Origin of the sequence: Moraxella sp. VT-16-12 (genome assembly GCF_002224245.2) — a bacterium.
In the GTDB taxonomy this organism is placed as follows: Bacteria; Pseudomonadota; Gammaproteobacteria; order Pseudomonadales; family Moraxellaceae; genus Moraxella.
Genome location: NZ_NKHK02000001.1, coordinates 183077 through 198344, shown reverse-complemented (window position 1 = coordinate 198344; position 15268 = coordinate 183077). Strand labels below are relative to the sequence as shown.

Below are 15268 nucleotides of genomic sequence, written 5' to 3'. Positions count from 1 at the left end.
ATCGGAGATTTTATGAATAACACTTTACTTTTTATTGTCGTCGCCATCATTATTATTGCCATTGTTGCTTTATTTTTCTTACAAAAGCTACAAAAAAAACAAGGCAAACTGCCCAGACCCGCAAGCATTGATAAACAACCCACCATCAAGATGGCCGACCCACGTCTGCTGTCTGATAAAGACATTGCTAACGCTTTATCTGCTCAGCAAACTCCCAAAACAGCACCACAAGTTACACCACAAAACGAGCTCGCCACAGTAGATATTTACATCCAAAACCAAGACTACCAAACTGCCATCAATGAGCTTAAACGCCTATTGATGACCAACCCACGCCATACAGATGCGATGTTAAAACTTTTGCAGGTGTATGGATTGACCAAGCAATACGTCTCTTTTAATCAGCTTCACCAAAAAATCTGCGAAATCGCTGACGCAAAAACCGTGCAAGATGCAAACTTCTTTAAGTCCTTGATTGATGAAGAAATTGCCAGCACACAGCCTGCAACTCCTGTGGCGACCCCCGTGCAAATTGACACGTTAGAATTTGATGCGCCAGCCCCCACACCACAAAATACCAAACCCGCTCCTGCTCCACAGTCCCAAGCGGCTGATGATGAGATACTTGAACTGGACTTTGGTGCTGATGAGCTTACCAACAAACAGGTAGCTTCGCCAGCCACGCCCAACACTATCCAAACAGATGATTTAACAGATTTGGGTGATTTTGAGTTTAGTTTTGACACACCAAATACCAAAAACGCCACCACAAAAACCACCACACCAGCCGACATTACCAGCTTTGATGATTTAGCTAGTGCTGATGATGACTTGGGCAAAACGACAAATAACCAAAACATACTGCCATCTGACAATCAAAATATTGCCCAAAAAGAAGTCATAGACCTTGATTTTAACTTTGGCAATGACGGTTTTGCTCCCCAAAAAGAATCATCAGCCAGTAACGAATCTTTAACATTGACGCTTGATGAAAAAACTCCCAGCAATCAGGTAACTCATGCTCCAAGTGCAGATAATACCAGCGGTGCAGATATTGAACTGGATTTTGATAACAACCAACCTGCCATCAAGCACGAGCCATCCATCAGTACTGATGATTTGACTTTTACCTTTGATGACTTTGATGATAAGACACAACAAAAAGACAATCACACCACCCAACCTGCTGATATGCTAGATTTTGCAGAGCTGTCGTTTGATGATAAATCTCAAACCAACACTACCGCAAATGTTCTCAGCACAGATGAGGCCAAAGATTTTGATTTTGGCGGCATGCTAAACGACACCCAAACTAGCATCTCAGCAGATGATAACACGCTTGATTTGTCAGCAGACTTTAAAGAAGTTTCTTTTGATGTTGATGACAACACCAATAAAGCAGACGACTTTATTTTTGATTTTGATAAAGATACCACCAAGCCAGACATAGCCCATCAACCCACCGCACCCAACTTGGTGGCAGAAGATGATTTCGGCTTTGATTTTTCATCAAAAACCACCCAAGATTTAAAATTAGAGCTAGACGATGACTTGTTGTCCAAAAATGACTTAGAACTTGATAACAGCTTAGGATTTGATACGCCAAGTTTTGACAAAGCCAATGTCAATAATGACATTAACGATGATTTTATCAGCATTGATTTTGACACAAATGCTGCCACACAAGCAGATACACAAGCAGAAGCAACAAATGTGCCTGTTACCACCGTGCAAGAGATTCCCGTGGTTATCACACCCACTCCTGCCACTTCTTTGGAAGACAGTCTAAGCATGCCAACAGATGATGGCATTCAAATCACCTTAGAGCTTGCCAAGCAGTATGCAGAGCTTGGTGAGTATGACAGTGCCAAACGTCTGCTTCAAGAAGTTGTCCAAGATGGTCTGCCCCCACAAAAACAAGAAGCACACGCCCTAATGGTAACGCTTTCTTAATATGTCCCCAACCAACAGACGCATACAAATGCGTCTTTTTTTATGTGCGATACGGTGCTATAATGGCTCGCATGAATTTTCACATACCAACTTAATCAAATCTAAAAACTTACTACCAAAATAATCACTTTAAAAATCATGATGTCAATCTTATGAATACCATTTATTTTATCTATGCTGGCGGTACATTTGGCAGTCATGGCACGCCTTTAACACCCTTACCTGCTGATGAGTTTTTGCCCGCTTTTAGCTCACTAATTCATCAACATGACCACACCATTTTACCAAATCACATCATCAAAGACAGCAGCACGCTCACCCCTGCTGATTTTGTACATTTTTATGAGCTCATTACCAAAGCTTACCACACAGGGGCTAGGCATTTTATCCTAATTACTGGTACGGACAGTTTGAGCTTTTTGGGGGCGTTTTTGTCTTATGCCTTAGCACCTTTGTGCGACATAAGTGTGTTTGTGATGGGTAGCATGCACCCATTATTTATCGCCAAACATCTGCCTTATGCCATAGATAAAACAGGAGACGCTTGGCAAAATTTATCAATCTGCCTAAAAAACATACATAAAAAGGGTGTATTTGTGGTGGTGGGTGATATTTTTTTGGCACACAATACCCAAAAAATCCACAGTCAAGCCAATGATGCTTTTGTTGCCATCACTGCACCCACGCCAACACAAATCACCCCTTCATCTGTGGAGATACTCCATCAAAAAGCCACACACGCCCCCATCAAAACCATCTACCTAACCCCCAATAGCCCAACAGTTTTAGCCCATGAGTTGCAACACGCCACAAACGCCATCGCTGTCATCATCATCGCTTTTGGGGCAGGCAACGTGCCATCATCGCCAGATGTCATACAAGCACTTGAAAAACTAAACAGCTTAAACATACCCGTCATCTGTACCAGCATGTGTGCTTTTGGTGGGGTGAATGACCACTATGGTGCAGGGGCTTGGCAATACCAACACGGTGTATGGTCGGGGGGTAATTTAACAATAGCGGGGATTTATGGCAAACTTTTGTGGCTTTATTTGACAGGCAACCTAACGCTTGGGGCATGGCAATCATGAATGCACCCACCACTTATGCCATTGGCATTGAATTTATTGGCACAAACTATAAAGGCTGGCAACGCCAACAAGAAGTCGCAAGTATCCAAGCACACCTAGAACACGCCCTATCCAAAGTTGCTAACCATCCCATAGAAGTCATCGCAGCAGGACGCACAGATGCAGGTGTGCACGCAAGCAACATGGTGGCTCATTTTAATACAACCGCCACTCGCACCGCCCATCAATGGCTTCGGGGCGTAAATACCCTACTGCCAAATGACATTGCTCTGCGGTGGCTTGTGCCTATGCCCGATGATTTTCATGCACGTTTTGCTGCCACTGCTCGGCGTTATCGCTACATCACACTCAATCAGCCCTACCGCCCCGCCATCTTGCACCGCCAAGTTACCCATTTTTATGAGCCACTTGATGTAGATAGCATGATGGCTGCCACCCTTCATTTTTGTGGCACACATGATTTTAGTAGCTTTCGCTCATCACTTTGCCAGTCCAAAAAGCCTGTGCGTGATATTCACCACATCAAGTTGTTTCAACACGGAGCATATTTTGTGCTAGACATCCAAGCAGATGGTTTTTTACACCACATGGTGCGTAACATCATGGGGACATTATTTGCCGTAGGCACAAACAAACTGCTTGCTGATGACATTCCCCATCTGATTAAACTCAAAGACCGCTCACAGCTTCCGCCAACCGCAGACGCTGATGGTTTGTACTTTATCAATGCCTATTATCCTGATAAATTTCAAACACACATACCAAATTTACCACTCACACCGCTTTGGTTAAACTTGCCTGTATGAAAGTTCTGCGTATCATCTTTGTCTAATGAACTGGATTTTTATCAAATTCTATGTTATCATTGACGTTTTATTCTATCTTTATAAAACTATGGCAAAAAAAGACGACATTATTGAGTTTGAAGGTGAAGTGATTGACACCCTGCCAAACACCCTATTTAAAGTCCGCCTTGACAATGGGCATGAGATTATCGCTCACATTTCAGGCAAAATGCGTAAACACTACATTCGTATCTTAACTGGCGACCGTGTCAAAGTTGAGATGACGCCCTACGACCTATCAAAAGGTCGCATTACCTATCGTGGCAAATAAACCGTCTTTGTTCCAAAAATGACAGACAAGCCTTTTGCACTACTAATACATGGTTTGCATATGAATGGGGTTTATATGTACCCCTTAGCAAAAAGGTTGTCTAATGCAGGTTTTGCCACGCACGCCCCAAGTTATCACAGTCTTACCAAATCCATAGACGCACACAGTCAGCTTTTGCATGATTGGCTTTGCCAACATCATCAGCCTGATACCCCCATCAATCTTGTTGGGCACAGTTTAGGTGGTTTGGTCATACGTCATTTTTTGGCAAATTTTGGTCAAGCATGGCAAATTGGTCGCTGTGTTACCCTTGGTACACCCCACCAAGGCAGTGTCTGTGCCAACTATGCCAACAAACTATTGCCACCACTGGTTCGCCGTGCCTATCCCAATGCCCTAGATGGTCAATGCGTGGCTCTACCTGACAACATAGAGCTGGGTGTCATCGCAGGCAGTCGCCCCCTTGGGCTTGGTTTGCCAATTTTAACTTATCACAACAAACGCCATCAGCTGATGGGTGATGACTGCACCAGTGATGGCACGGTGTATCTGTCAGAGACCTACCTACCCCAAGCCAAAGACCATATCGTTTTGCCTGTCTCACACACAGGGCTTTTGACAGACAAGACAACCGCCAAACAAGTGATTTATTTTTTGGAGCATGGGCGGTTTCTACACCAATAATATCAGCTTTACATAACCAATTTGGCGTTATGATTTGTCTTTATGTTTTAATGATAAATTTAAATGCTGTGCAACACTCTCACCCACTACCCTACCAGTAGCAAAGCACGCCGTTAAAAGATAGCCGCCTGTTGGTGCGTCAAAATCCAACATCTCCCCACAACAAAAGACATTAGGATTGGATTTTAATTGTAGCCCATCTGTCAGTGCTGACCGCTTGACCCCGCCACCTGTACTTATCGCTTCATCGATGGGGCGAAAGTCTGTAAAAATAACAGGTAACTGCTTGATATATTTTGCCATCATCTGATGATTTGTCCAATCCACCTTGTCTGTGCATTCTCGCAGTAGGGCGATTTTAACTTTGTCCAGCCCTGCTTTTTGTAGCAAGGTGTTGAGCGATTTCTTTTTTTGGGATAAAATTTGCTCAATATCACGCTCATGTTTATCAGGCAATAAATCCACCATCATACAAATACGCCCACAGCGAGCCAAATCATCTCGCATTTGGCGGTTGTATTTATAAATCAGTCCGCTTTCCATGCCATAATGACTGATGATGATATCACCTTGGCTTTTTTGCTCAGGGCTGTCCACCCACACAGCAATACGTTTTAGTGCCTTGCCAAAATACGCATTCATAAAAGGCGACCACGCTTTGACCACACCAACATTGCTGGCGTACAATGGGCTTAGCTCATCATTGGCAAACCACGCCTGCCATGTACCTGTGCTACCCAGCTTGGCATAAGAGCCACCGCCACACGCCAAAACGATGGCATCAAAAGTTTTATCAAAAGTGGTGTTTTGACCGTGTTTGTCAGTAGCGGTCAGCCTAAGCGTATTGTTATCAATCGCCACACAGCGATGCCGATAAAAAAAGCGGACATGATGAGCAAGCAAGCGTTTTAGCCACGCCCTTAAAAACGGTGATGCTTTCATTTCAACAGGAAACACCCTGCCTGATGAACCAGTGTAAGTTTGCACGCCCAAAGCAGACAGCCACGCCACCAGCCACGCATTGTCATAACGATACAAAAACGCATCTAGCCAATCATCAGGCACATAACGCCCCACAAAATCCGCCATTGGCTCGCTGTGCGTGATGTTAAGCCCTGTTTTGCCTGCCCACAATATCTTGCGTCCTGCACTGGGCATTTGCTCATAGACACATACATCAACTTCATAATCGCTTAAATAATCCGCCACCATCAGACCACTCGCCCCTGCCCCAATGATGACAACAACAGGCTTCATGTCCGCTCCAAAGACAGTGGCAAAAGCGTATCAAAACGGGTGCTATACTGTGCAGGCTTAGTGATGATAAGCTCTTGGCAAGTCTCACCACGAGCCAGATATTTGATTTCAAAATGAGTGCGAGCAGATGAGCTGGGTATGTACCTTTTGGTATAGGGCAGTCGCCAAACGCTGTCCAACAACTGCTGTGCTTCGCTGACATACTCAGCAATATTGCTTGCCAAAACAATCTGCCCATCATCTGCCATTTTTGATAACAGCAACTCAAAAAATGGCATGTTTAAAAATCGTTGGTTTTTGTTTTTTGACTCTGGATTGGGATATAAAATAAAGCAGGTTTGTATTTGCTTGGGATATACAGCAAACGCCGTCCAAGCAATCGCATCAGCATGAATGGCGTGCAGATTTGGCAAACTTTTTTGTGTGGCAAGTTTGATAAAGGCTTGGTATTTTTCTTGGGTACGCTCTATGGCATACAGCGTGGTATCAGGGTGATTTTCGGCAAAAATCAGAGCGTGCTTGCCTTTGCCTGCCCCAATTTCAAGACACATGGGCGTATCATCAATCGCCACAAAATCTCTTGGGGCATACAAAGCGTGAACGTTTAACAAACGCTCAAAATGGTGGCTTGGTTGCATAATCGTCTCTTAAAAGGCATTATTATAACAAAATTATGCCATCAGGTCGCTTGATTTGCCAAGCCAACAGATTAAAACAACGTCTGTTTTTTACGACTGAGTGTAAAGCCATGTCCTTGGCTGTTTTTGCAAGTTAGCCCTGTTTTTTGACTGGTGCATTGCCAGCCTTTGCCTTTGATGGTTTTGCCATATGCCAGTTTTTTGGTGTCTGCCAAATCCAAAGCATCACCATGACAAACCAGCTCTGCTCTGCCACGGGGAGCTTCTAGATAAAACAGATTGCCCCAGTCCAAATCGCAGTCATTAGGTCTTGATACAATGGCGGTATTGGTCTTATCCATAATATAGCAAGTTACACCATCATTAGCACCTTGACAGTAGATATTACCTGATGGCGTATGAAAATATTCATCAGCAAAAGCATTCACACTCATCACAGATACTGCAATTAACACGGCTTTTAACATCTTGGCTCCTTAAAAAAATAAGGCGATACAACATCGCCTTATCATCATAACACATTTGACAAGCCAAATCTATTTGTCTGCCAAGAACAGCCAAGTATCTAGCACCGTATCAGGGTTTAGTGATACTGAGCTGATGCCTTGCTCCATGAGCCATTTGGCAAGGTCTGGGTGGTCTGATGGTCCTTGACCGCAAATACCCACATATTTGCCTTGTTTGCGACACGCTTCAATCGCCATACCTAAGAGTTTTTTGACGGCAGGGTCTCGCTCATCAAACAGGTGTGATACGATACCGCTATCACGGTCAAGCCCTAGCGTTAATTGCGTCAAATCATTTGAACCGATAGAAAAACCATCAAAATACGCCAAAAACTCATCAGCAAGTAAGGCGTTGGTTGGTAGCTCACACATCATGATGATTTGTAGGTCGTTTTCACCACGTTTTAGCCCATTTTTTTCAAGCAATTCAATCACTTGGGCAGCTTCACCTGTGGTACGCACAAAAGGAATCATAATCTTGATATTGGTCAGACCCATTTCATCACGCACATATTTTAAGGCACGGCATTCTAGCTCAAAGCAGTCAATGAAGTTTTCTGACACATAACGGCTTGCCCCCCTAAATCCAAGCATGGGGTTTTCTTCGGACGGCTCATACAGCTTACCACCGATAAGGTTGGCGTATTCATTGGATTTAAAATCACTCATACGCACAATGACTGGCTTATCACGAAACGCCACAGCAAGTGTTGAAATGCCTTCAATCAGCTTGTTGATATAAAAATCCACAGGCGATGGATAACCTGCGATACGCTCATTGATGGCAAGCACCGTTTCTTGGGGTAAGCTGTCTATATTAAGCAGAGCTTTGGGGTGCACACCAATCATGCGATTGATGATAAATTCTAAGCGAGCCAAACCCACGCCTTTATTAGGAATGCCTGCAAAATCAAAGGCACGGTCAGGGTTGCCCACGTTCATCATCACATCAAAAGCAAGCTGTGGCATGGCGTTGATGGAATTTTTTTGCACTTCAAAGGACAAAGCCCCTTCATAAATAAAGCCTGTGTCCCCTTCGGCACAAGATACGGTTACATCTTGACCGTCAGTAAGTGCTTCGGTGGCATTACCACAGCCAACAATGGCAGGCACGCCTAGCTCACGAGCGATAATCGCCGCATGACAAGTACGCCCCCCACGGTTGGTAACGATGGCAGACGCTCGCTTCATCACAGGCTCCCAATCTGGGTCGGTCATGTCTGACACCAACACATCGCCATCTTCTACTTTGCTCATCTCAGCTAAGTTATGCACGATACGCACTTTACCTGCACCGATACGCTGACCAATGGAGCGACCTTCACACAGGATTTTTTCTCCTTTTGAGTTGATGACATAACGCTCCATCACGCCTTTGTCTTGGCGAGATTTGACCGTTTCTGGGCGGGCTTGGACGATAAAAATCTCTCCTGTATCGCCGTCTTTTGCCCACTCAATGTCCATTGGCTGTCCATAGTGTTTCTCAATAATCATGGCTTGTTTGCCTAGGTTAATCAGCTCATCACTGTTTAGGGCAAATTGATTACGCTCATTTTTTTCCACATCAACAATCTTGGTGGACTTGGTGGTACTACCTTCATCCCCATAAATCATTTTTTTGTGTTTTGAACCTAAATTACGGCGAATGACCGCAGGGCGACCTTGTTCAAGCAACACTTTGGACAGGTAAAATTCATCAGGGTTCACCGCCCCTTGTACCACCATCTCTCCTAAGCCATAACTGGCAGTAACAAACACCACTTCGTCAAAACCACTTTCGGTGTCAATACTAAACATCACTCCAGATGTGCCTGTCTCAGAGCGTACCATACGCTGCACGCCTGCTGACAGTGCCACGCCCGCATGTTCAAAGCCTTTGTGGACACGATAAGCAATGGCACGGTCATTGTAAAGACTGGCAAACACTTCTTTGATGGCAACAAGCACATTATCAATGCCACGAATGTTTAAAAAGGTCTCTTGCTGACCAGCAAAAGACGCATCGGGCAAATCTTCTGCTGTGGCAGACGAACGCACCGCCACCGCAACATCTTGACCGCCTGTAAGCGTCTCATAAGCAGCACGAATCTCGTTTTCTAAATCTTGGGGCAAGGTCTGCTCAATCACCCAGCCACGCACTTTTTTGCCTGTTTGTGCCAAGGCTTCCACATCATCAACATCCAATGTGGCAAGCTCGCTGTTGATTTTATCCAACAAACCTGTTTCATTTAAAAAGCGATTAAACGCTTCGGCAGTGGTGGCAAAGCCGTTAGGAACACTAACGCCAAGCTCACCTAAATGACTAATCATCTCACCGAGTGAGGCGTTTTTACCGCCGACGATTTCTACATCATGTTTGCCAAGTTTGTCAAAAGGGATAACCTGTGCCATACAAAATACCTTTTCATCATTAGAAGAATTTATCAAATTATAACGGTAAATTAACCAATTCTCAATCATATTTCTTATAAAAATGGATATATTTCATAAATAAATATTAAGCACTTATCCGCTCATCAACCAAAATGACACAATCAGTATTGTGTGATATAATTTGCCAAATGCTTAAAAGGAATAAAAATGTACATACACAACCCTAATCAATCACAAACACCACCTGCTCCCAGCATACGCAGTGCTTTTATTATCTCAGATGGCACAGCCATTACTGCTGAGACTTTGGGACGCTCTTTACTGAGTCAGTTTGGGGCGGTGCAGTTTGACATCAAAATCATTCCTTATGTCAATACCCCAGAACTTGCCCAAGATGCCGTGGCTCGCATCAATGAATCATACCGTTTATCAGGGTTAAAACCACTGGTTTTTGACACCATCGTCAGCGATGACATCAGAAACATCATCAATGAAGCCGATGCTTGTAATTTAGATATTTATGAAGGGCTTATCACACGCATTGCTGATGAAATCGGTGCAACGCCTGACCCCTTAGCTGGCATGGCTCATGGCAGAGTAGATAGTGCCGACTATAAAGCTCGAATTGATGCGGTGCATTTTGCCTTGGATAATGATGATGGGGCAAGAACCACCCATTATGATGGGGCAGATATTATCCTTGTGGGGCTATCTCGTTCGGGTAAAACACCAACATCGCTATATTTGGCTCTACAATTTGGCATTCGTGCCGCCAACTATCCTTTGACCGAAGATGACCTAGATACCAACCAACTGCCCAAATCATTGCAGCCTTATCGCCACAAATTATTTGGTTTGACCATTGATACTGAGCGATTGGTGCGTATCCGCCAAGAGCGAAAAGCAGGCAGTCGCTATGCGTCTTTGGCTCAATGCCAAGAAGAACAACGTGCCATTCAAGCCATTTACACCACCCAAAAAATACCCAATCTCAACGTCTCAGAGATGAGCGTGGAAGAGATTGCCACACGCATCCTACAAATCACAGGACTGACTCGGCGAATTGGCTAACAATACTTTATAAGGAACACCCATGTCAAAACACAAAACCCCCAACACACAGCACGCCCCCCAGCCTGATAGCCTTGACCATCAGCCCATCTTAGATACAGATGACAAAAACGACAAACCCACCACCGACACCATCAAAGCTAGTGAAGCCCAAAAATCCACCATCTTACCTGATGATTTAGACAGCATTCACCAGCTTATCAGCCCCCTAGATGGTCAGCGTATCGCCTTATCTGCCACCAAACAAAAATCCAAACACGGCTTTGAGTATGATGTGGTGGTACTTGGTGCAGGTCCTGCGGGTGAAGCGGCCGCCATGAAACTTGCCAAATCAGGCAAAAAAGTTGCCGTCATTGACCCCAGAGACCAAGTGGGTGGTAACTGTGCTCATGTTGGCACCATTCCCAGTAAAGCACTACGCCAATCAGTATTTAACATCATTGGCATGAGACGAGACCCGTTATTTAGTTCAGTTACTGATAATTTTCAAATCCCCCTAAACAAGGTGCTTAGCAAGGCTCGCAAAGTTATTTTAAGCCAAGTCAATACTCACAAAATTTTTTATCAGCGTAATCGTGTGGACATCATTCAAGGCTGGGGCAAATTTGTGGATAAACACACCCTAGAAGTTGAACAAACAGGACATCATGACGAAGGCGTTAAGACGGTTACTTTTGAAAAAGCCATCATTGCTGTCGGCTCTCGCCCTTATCGTCCTGACTTTTTGGATTTTGACCACCCCCGTGTGTTTGATTCAGACAAGATTTTACAAATGGATTATGTGGCTCGCAAAATCATCATCTATGGGGCAGGCGTCATTGGCTGTGAATATGCGTCCATCTTTACAGGGCTTGGCTATGTGGTTGATTTGATTAATAATAAAGACCAGCTTTTAAGCTATCTTGATAATGAAATCTCAGACGCACTTAGCCACGATTTTCGTCAGTTTGGGGTGCGTATTCGTAACAACGAAGAGATTGACCACTTAGAAACATTTGATGACTGCGTGATACTACACCTAAAAAGTGGTAAAAAAATCAAATCAGATGCCCTACTGTGGTGTAATGGTCGCACAGGCAACACCGAAGGCTTGGGGCTAGAAGCGGTAGGTTTGTCCGCCAATAAACGTGGTCAGCTAGAAGTAGATAAAACCTATCGCACCGCCACACCGCACATTTATGCCGTTGGTGATGTGATTGGCTGGCCATCTTTGGCGTCAGCCGCTTATGACCAAGGACGTAATGCAGCTGGCTTTATGGTGGGCGATAAAGACGCTGAATTTGTGGACAGTGTGCCTACTGGCATTTATACCATTCCAGAGATTTCCAGCATTGGCAAAACCGAAGAAGACTTGACGGCCGAAAAAATCCCCTATGAAGTGGGGCAGGCGTTCTTTAAGCACTTGGCAAGAGCTCAAATCATTGGTGAGCGTTCTGGTGTCTTAAAAATCCTATTTCATCGTGAAACTTTGGAGATTTTGGGCATTCATTGTTATGGCAATCATTCATCCGAGATTATCCACATCGGGCAAGCCGTCATGAAATGTGGTCATACCCTAGAATATTTTATCAATACCACCTTTAACTACCCCACCATGGCAGAAGCCTACCGAGTGGCGGCATTAAATGGTCTTAATCGCATTTTTTAATATGAAAATTTATTTAGCAAGAAATAATGTCCAAGCTGGTCCTTATGGCTTGGACGAGTTAAATACCATGTTGTCCACAGGTGAAGTGTTGCTTGATGATTTGATGTGGCACACAGGCATGAGTGAGTGGAAAAAAGTTGGTATGATGACTCATGGACAACGCAGTTATCAACCGCACACCACCACCCCTATGCCACCACGGGGTTTTGGGGATAATGTGGATTTTCGTCCGCCAACACAAACCCCACAGCGAACCAGCGTTGCAGAACTTTATGGTCGCAAACCCAGTCAAAGCACACACCCTGCTCAAACAATCAGTTTATCCAAATCCGAGCCTACCTTAGAATATGCCAGTATCAGCTCACGTTTTGTGGCGTTTTTGATTAATGTGGGTTTGTATTTGTTGGCACTCATGCCCTTGCTTGTTGCTCTTTTTCAACATATAGACATCAATGAATTTGCCAAAGCTGGTGACTACGCTGGGGCTTATGCCTACTCTCAGGCACTTGCCGAAAAAATCCCCGCCACTACAGTCGCCATCAGTAACATCATGCTTCTTGCTTTGATAGGCATTCAGTTACTGCTCATCATCATGCGTGGACAGTCCTTTGGTAAGATGGTTATGGGCGTGCGTGTCGTGGATGAAAAAACACACAGATTGCCAAAACTTGCCACATTACTGTTTATGAGAACCGCTTTTTTGGTGGTGGTATACTTTGTTGGCATCAACATCATGTCAGGTTTGCCTGCACTTGTCATGCTTACCATCAATTATCTGATGGCAAGCAAAAGCCCCACCCATCAAGGCTGGCATGACCGCCTAACCAAAACCGCAGTAGTCAAAGCCCAGCCCATTCAACTAGATAAGACCAAACCATGAATCACACCGCCGAGCAACAAGCCATTTTAGATAAAGTTCAGCTTCCAGATGACTGGAAAAACGCCTTGTCAGCCGAACTGTTGTCTGACAACATGTCAAAACTGCGTGAGTTTTTACAGCAGGAGTACGCCCAAGGCAAGACCATTTATCCGCCCAAGGCAAATATTTTTAATGCTTTAAACACCACGCCATTATCTGATGTCAAAGTGGTGATTTTGGGACAAGACCCCTATCATGGTGCAGGGCAAGCGATGGGCTTGTCATTTTCTGTGCCAGTGATTATCCCCAAGCCACCTAGCCTACAAAACATCTTGCGTGAGTTGGCAAGTGATTTAAATATTCCTGTGAGCAATCATGGTGATTTGACTCATTGGGCAAATCAAGGTGTACTACTACTAAACGCTGTTTTAACCGTACAAGCAGGTCAAGCAGGCAGTCATGCAAATCGTGGCTGGGAGCAGTTTACCGACAGCGTGATTGATGTCATCAACCAACACACTGAGCATACCGTATTTATCCTTTGGGGGAGCTACGCTAAGAAAAAGGGGCGGTTTATTGACACTTCTCGCCATTTGGTGCTGACCGCCAACCACCCATCACCACTGTCTGCCAATCGCGGGGGATTTTTTGGCTCTCGTCCGTTTTCACAAACCAACGCTTATTTAGAGCAACATGGCAAAACACCCATTGATTGGGCATTGCCCCAGTAGTGCTGATATGGTGGGCGTGTGGCATCACCAAAGCAAAATAGTTGATTTTAGCACATTGAGCTTTTGGTCGCTGTTTGATGTTGTGATGATGAATCATACCTTAGCTCTTGCCAAATATGGGGCAACATGTGGTGAGATTCCTGTGGGTGCGGTGGTGGTGCATGATGGTAAAATCTTGGGGGAAGGCTACAACTGCCCCATCAGTACCCAAGACCCTACCGCTCATGCTGAAATTATTGCCATTCGTCAGGCGTGTCAGCACCTGCAAAACTACCGCCTACCACCAAATAGCACCCTATATGTCAGCTTGGAGCCTTGTACCATGTGCTTTGGCAGTCTGATTCATGCTCGTGTGGACAGGGTGGTATTTGGGGCGTATGAGCCAAAAGCAGGAGCGGTGGTCAGTCAGCTGCACTTACCCCAACATGAGTTTTATAATCATACCATTGCCATACAAGGCGGCTTGTTGGCACATCAAAGCGGTGCGATGTTAAGCAAATTTTTTAAACAAAGACGAGCACAAAAACGCTTAGACAAACACACATCAAAGCGTGCTTGATAAACTTCGTTATCTTTTAAACAAACAGTAAATTTATCAAACCCACATTGTATTGACCATAAAAATGACACATTCTACAGCCACAAACCCCATCATCATCACCATAGACGGCCCAAGCGGAGCAGGCAAAGGCACACTCGCCTATCGTTTGGCAGAGCATTTTGGCTTTGAGCTATTAGATAGCGGAGCGTTGTATCGCATTGTTGGACTGCTTGCTCACAAACAAGATTTATTGACCGATGATATTGATGAAGACAAACTTGCCAAGCTCACCACATCTTTACGGCTGTCTTTTCTTCCCAACACCACCAATCGCACCGTAGAGATTTTGGTAGATGGCAAAGCCTTGACTGATGACATTCGCACCGAAACGGTCGGCAGTTTTGCATCACAGGTGGCAGTTTTTGTCAAGGTGCGGACAGCATTGTTTGATTTGCAGCGTAACATCGCCACTGGTAAAAAAGGTTTGGTGGCGGATGGGCGAGATATGGGTACGGTGATTTTTCCTGATGCTCATGCTAAGATTTTTTTGACCGCCAGTGCCAAAGCAAGGGCAGACAGACGCGTTTTACAGCTAAAACAAGCTGGCAAAGTGGCAGATTATGATAAGATTTTGGCTGACATCATCGCCCGTGATGAGCGAGACGAAAAGCGGTGTGTTGCCCCAAGTCGCCCCGCTCACGATGCCTTGGTGATAGACAGCTCAGATAAATCGGTTGATGAAGTCTTTGAGGAGATTTTAGATTTTATCAATCAAAAATCACCCATACCCACATAACCAG

At 44.7% G+C, this 15268-nt stretch carries 15 protein-coding genes; 11 read left to right on the top strand and 4 right to left on the bottom strand.

Annotated elements, in window-relative coordinates; all coding sequences use genetic code 11:
* Positions 1–12: 12 nt before the first annotated feature.
* The 5 genes from CEW93_RS00935 (at position 13) to CEW93_RS00915 (ending at position 4844) form a co-directional block, all read left to right on the top strand.
* A complete protein-coding gene (locus tag CEW93_RS00935; RefSeq protein ID WP_089538588.1) occupies positions 13–1953 on the top strand; it encodes a FimV/HubP family polar landmark protein in 1941 nt (646 codons plus the stop codon).
* A gap of 152 nt (positions 1954–2105) precedes the next feature.
* Entirely contained in the window at positions 2106–3044 is a 939-nt protein-coding gene (locus CEW93_RS00930) for an asparaginase domain-containing protein (RefSeq protein ID WP_089538589.1), read from the top strand.
* Positions 3041–3850: a tRNA pseudouridine(38-40) synthase TruA gene (truA, locus tag CEW93_RS00925; RefSeq protein WP_089538590.1), complete on the top strand. Its 810-nt coding sequence runs from the start codon at positions 3041–3043 to the stop codon at positions 3848–3850. Before CEW93_RS00930 ends, truA begins: the two co-directional genes overlap by 4 nt.
* A gap of 88 nt (positions 3851–3938) precedes the next feature.
* On the top strand, positions 3939–4160 hold the full coding sequence (gene infA / locus CEW93_RS00920; protein WP_066804404.1) for a translation initiation factor IF-1: 222 nt from the start codon (positions 3939–3941) through the stop codon (positions 4158–4160).
* An 18-nt stretch (positions 4161–4178) separates the two neighbouring features.
* Positions 4179–4844 (top strand): alpha/beta fold hydrolase, encoded by a 666-nt coding sequence (locus CEW93_RS00915; protein WP_089538591.1) that lies wholly within the window; start codon positions 4179–4181, stop codon positions 4842–4844.
* 27 nt (positions 4845–4871) lie between these two features.
* Here CEW93_RS00915 and CEW93_RS00910 read toward each other — a convergent pair whose 3' ends face one another.
* The 4 genes from CEW93_RS00910 to ppsA form a co-directional block, all read right to left on the bottom strand.
* Positions 4872–6101: a TIGR03862 family flavoprotein gene (locus CEW93_RS00910; RefSeq protein ID WP_146416621.1), complete on the bottom strand. Its 1230-nt coding sequence runs from the start codon at positions 6099–6101 to the stop codon at positions 4872–4874.
* On the bottom strand, positions 6098–6739 hold the full coding sequence (locus CEW93_RS00905) for a DUF938 domain-containing protein (protein ID WP_089538594.1): 642 nt from the start codon (positions 6737–6739) through the stop codon (positions 6098–6100). The genes CEW93_RS00910 and CEW93_RS00905 overlap by 4 nt, the downstream gene beginning before the upstream one ends.
* 71 nt (positions 6740–6810) lie before the next feature.
* Entirely contained in the window at positions 6811–7206 is a 396-nt protein-coding gene (locus CEW93_RS00900) for a DUF6636 domain-containing protein (protein ID WP_089538595.1), read from the bottom strand.
* A gap of 69 nt (positions 7207–7275) precedes the next feature.
* Positions 7276–9636, bottom strand: coding sequence for a phosphoenolpyruvate synthase (gene ppsA, locus CEW93_RS00895; RefSeq protein ID WP_089538596.1), 2361 nt, complete (start codon positions 9634–9636; stop codon positions 7276–7278).
* Positions 9637–9825: 189 nt separating this feature from the next.
* Between ppsA and CEW93_RS00890 the strand changes: the two genes are divergently transcribed.
* The 6 genes from CEW93_RS00890 (at position 9826) to cmk (ending at position 15264) form a co-directional block, all read left to right on the top strand.
* Positions 9826–10689 (top strand): pyruvate, water dikinase regulatory protein, encoded by an 864-nt coding sequence (locus tag CEW93_RS00890; RefSeq protein WP_089538597.1) that lies wholly within the window; start codon positions 9826–9828, stop codon positions 10687–10689.
* A gap of 22 nt (positions 10690–10711) precedes the next feature.
* Complete coding sequence (sthA, locus tag CEW93_RS00885; RefSeq protein WP_089538598.1) at positions 10712–12337, top strand: Si-specific NAD(P)(+) transhydrogenase; 1626 nt, start codon at positions 10712–10714, stop codon at positions 12335–12337.
* 1 nt (position 12338) lies between these two features.
* On the top strand, positions 12339–13217 hold the full coding sequence (locus tag CEW93_RS00880) for an RDD family protein (RefSeq protein WP_089538646.1): 879 nt from the start codon (positions 12339–12341) through the stop codon (positions 13215–13217).
* Complete coding sequence (gene ung, locus CEW93_RS00875; RefSeq protein WP_089538599.1) at positions 13214–13927, top strand: uracil-DNA glycosylase; 714 nt, start codon at positions 13214–13216, stop codon at positions 13925–13927. Before CEW93_RS00880 ends, ung begins: the two co-directional genes overlap by 4 nt.
* 85 nt (positions 13928–14012) lie before the next feature.
* Positions 14013–14486: a tRNA adenosine(34) deaminase TadA gene (gene tadA / locus CEW93_RS00870; protein ID WP_255503904.1), complete on the top strand. Its 474-nt coding sequence runs from the start codon at positions 14013–14015 to the stop codon at positions 14484–14486.
* 64 nt (positions 14487–14550) lie between these two features.
* On the top strand, positions 14551–15264 hold the full coding sequence (gene cmk / locus CEW93_RS00865; RefSeq protein ID WP_089538600.1) for a (d)CMP kinase: 714 nt from the start codon (positions 14551–14553) through the stop codon (positions 15262–15264).
* Positions 15265–15268 lie beyond the last annotated feature (4 nt).

Coding starts and splice junctions, on each gene's coding strand:
- CEW93_RS00915 (WP_089538591.1), top strand. CDS start 4,179: ATGACAGACAAGCCTTTTGCACTACTAATACATGGTTTGCATATGAAT.
- ppsA (WP_089538596.1), bottom strand. CDS start 9,636: ATGGCACAGGTTATCCCTTTTGACAAACTTGGCAAACATGATGTAGAA.
- infA (WP_066804404.1), top strand. CDS start 3,939: ATGGCAAAAAAAGACGACATTATTGAGTTTGAAGGTGAAGTGATTGAC.
- sthA (WP_089538598.1), top strand. CDS start 10,712: ATGTCAAAACACAAAACCCCCAACACACAGCACGCCCCCCAGCCTGAT.
- truA (WP_089538590.1), top strand. CDS start 3,041: ATGAATGCACCCACCACTTATGCCATTGGCATTGAATTTATTGGCACA.
- CEW93_RS00935 (WP_089538588.1), top strand. CDS start 13: ATGAATAACACTTTACTTTTTATTGTCGTCGCCATCATTATTATTGCC.
- tadA (WP_255503904.1), top strand. CDS start 14,013: ATGATGAATCATACCTTAGCTCTTGCCAAATATGGGGCAACATGTGGT.
- cmk (WP_089538600.1), top strand. CDS start 14,551: ATGACACATTCTACAGCCACAAACCCCATCATCATCACCATAGACGGC.
- CEW93_RS00930 (WP_089538589.1), top strand. CDS start 2,106: ATGAATACCATTTATTTTATCTATGCTGGCGGTACATTTGGCAGTCAT.
- CEW93_RS00905 (WP_089538594.1), bottom strand. CDS start 6,739: ATGCAACCAAGCCACCATTTTGAGCGTTTGTTAAACGTTCACGCTTTG.
- CEW93_RS00880 (WP_089538646.1), top strand. CDS start 12,339: ATGAAAATTTATTTAGCAAGAAATAATGTCCAAGCTGGTCCTTATGGC.
- CEW93_RS00890 (WP_089538597.1), top strand. CDS start 9,826: ATGTACATACACAACCCTAATCAATCACAAACACCACCTGCTCCCAGC.
- CEW93_RS00910 (WP_146416621.1), bottom strand. CDS start 6,101: ATGAAGCCTGTTGTTGTCATCATTGGGGCAGGGGCGAGTGGTCTGATG.
- ung (WP_089538599.1), top strand. CDS start 13,214: ATGAATCACACCGCCGAGCAACAAGCCATTTTAGATAAAGTTCAGCTT.
- CEW93_RS00900 (WP_089538595.1), bottom strand. CDS start 7,206: ATGTTAAAAGCCGTGTTAATTGCAGTATCTGTGATGAGTGTGAATGCT.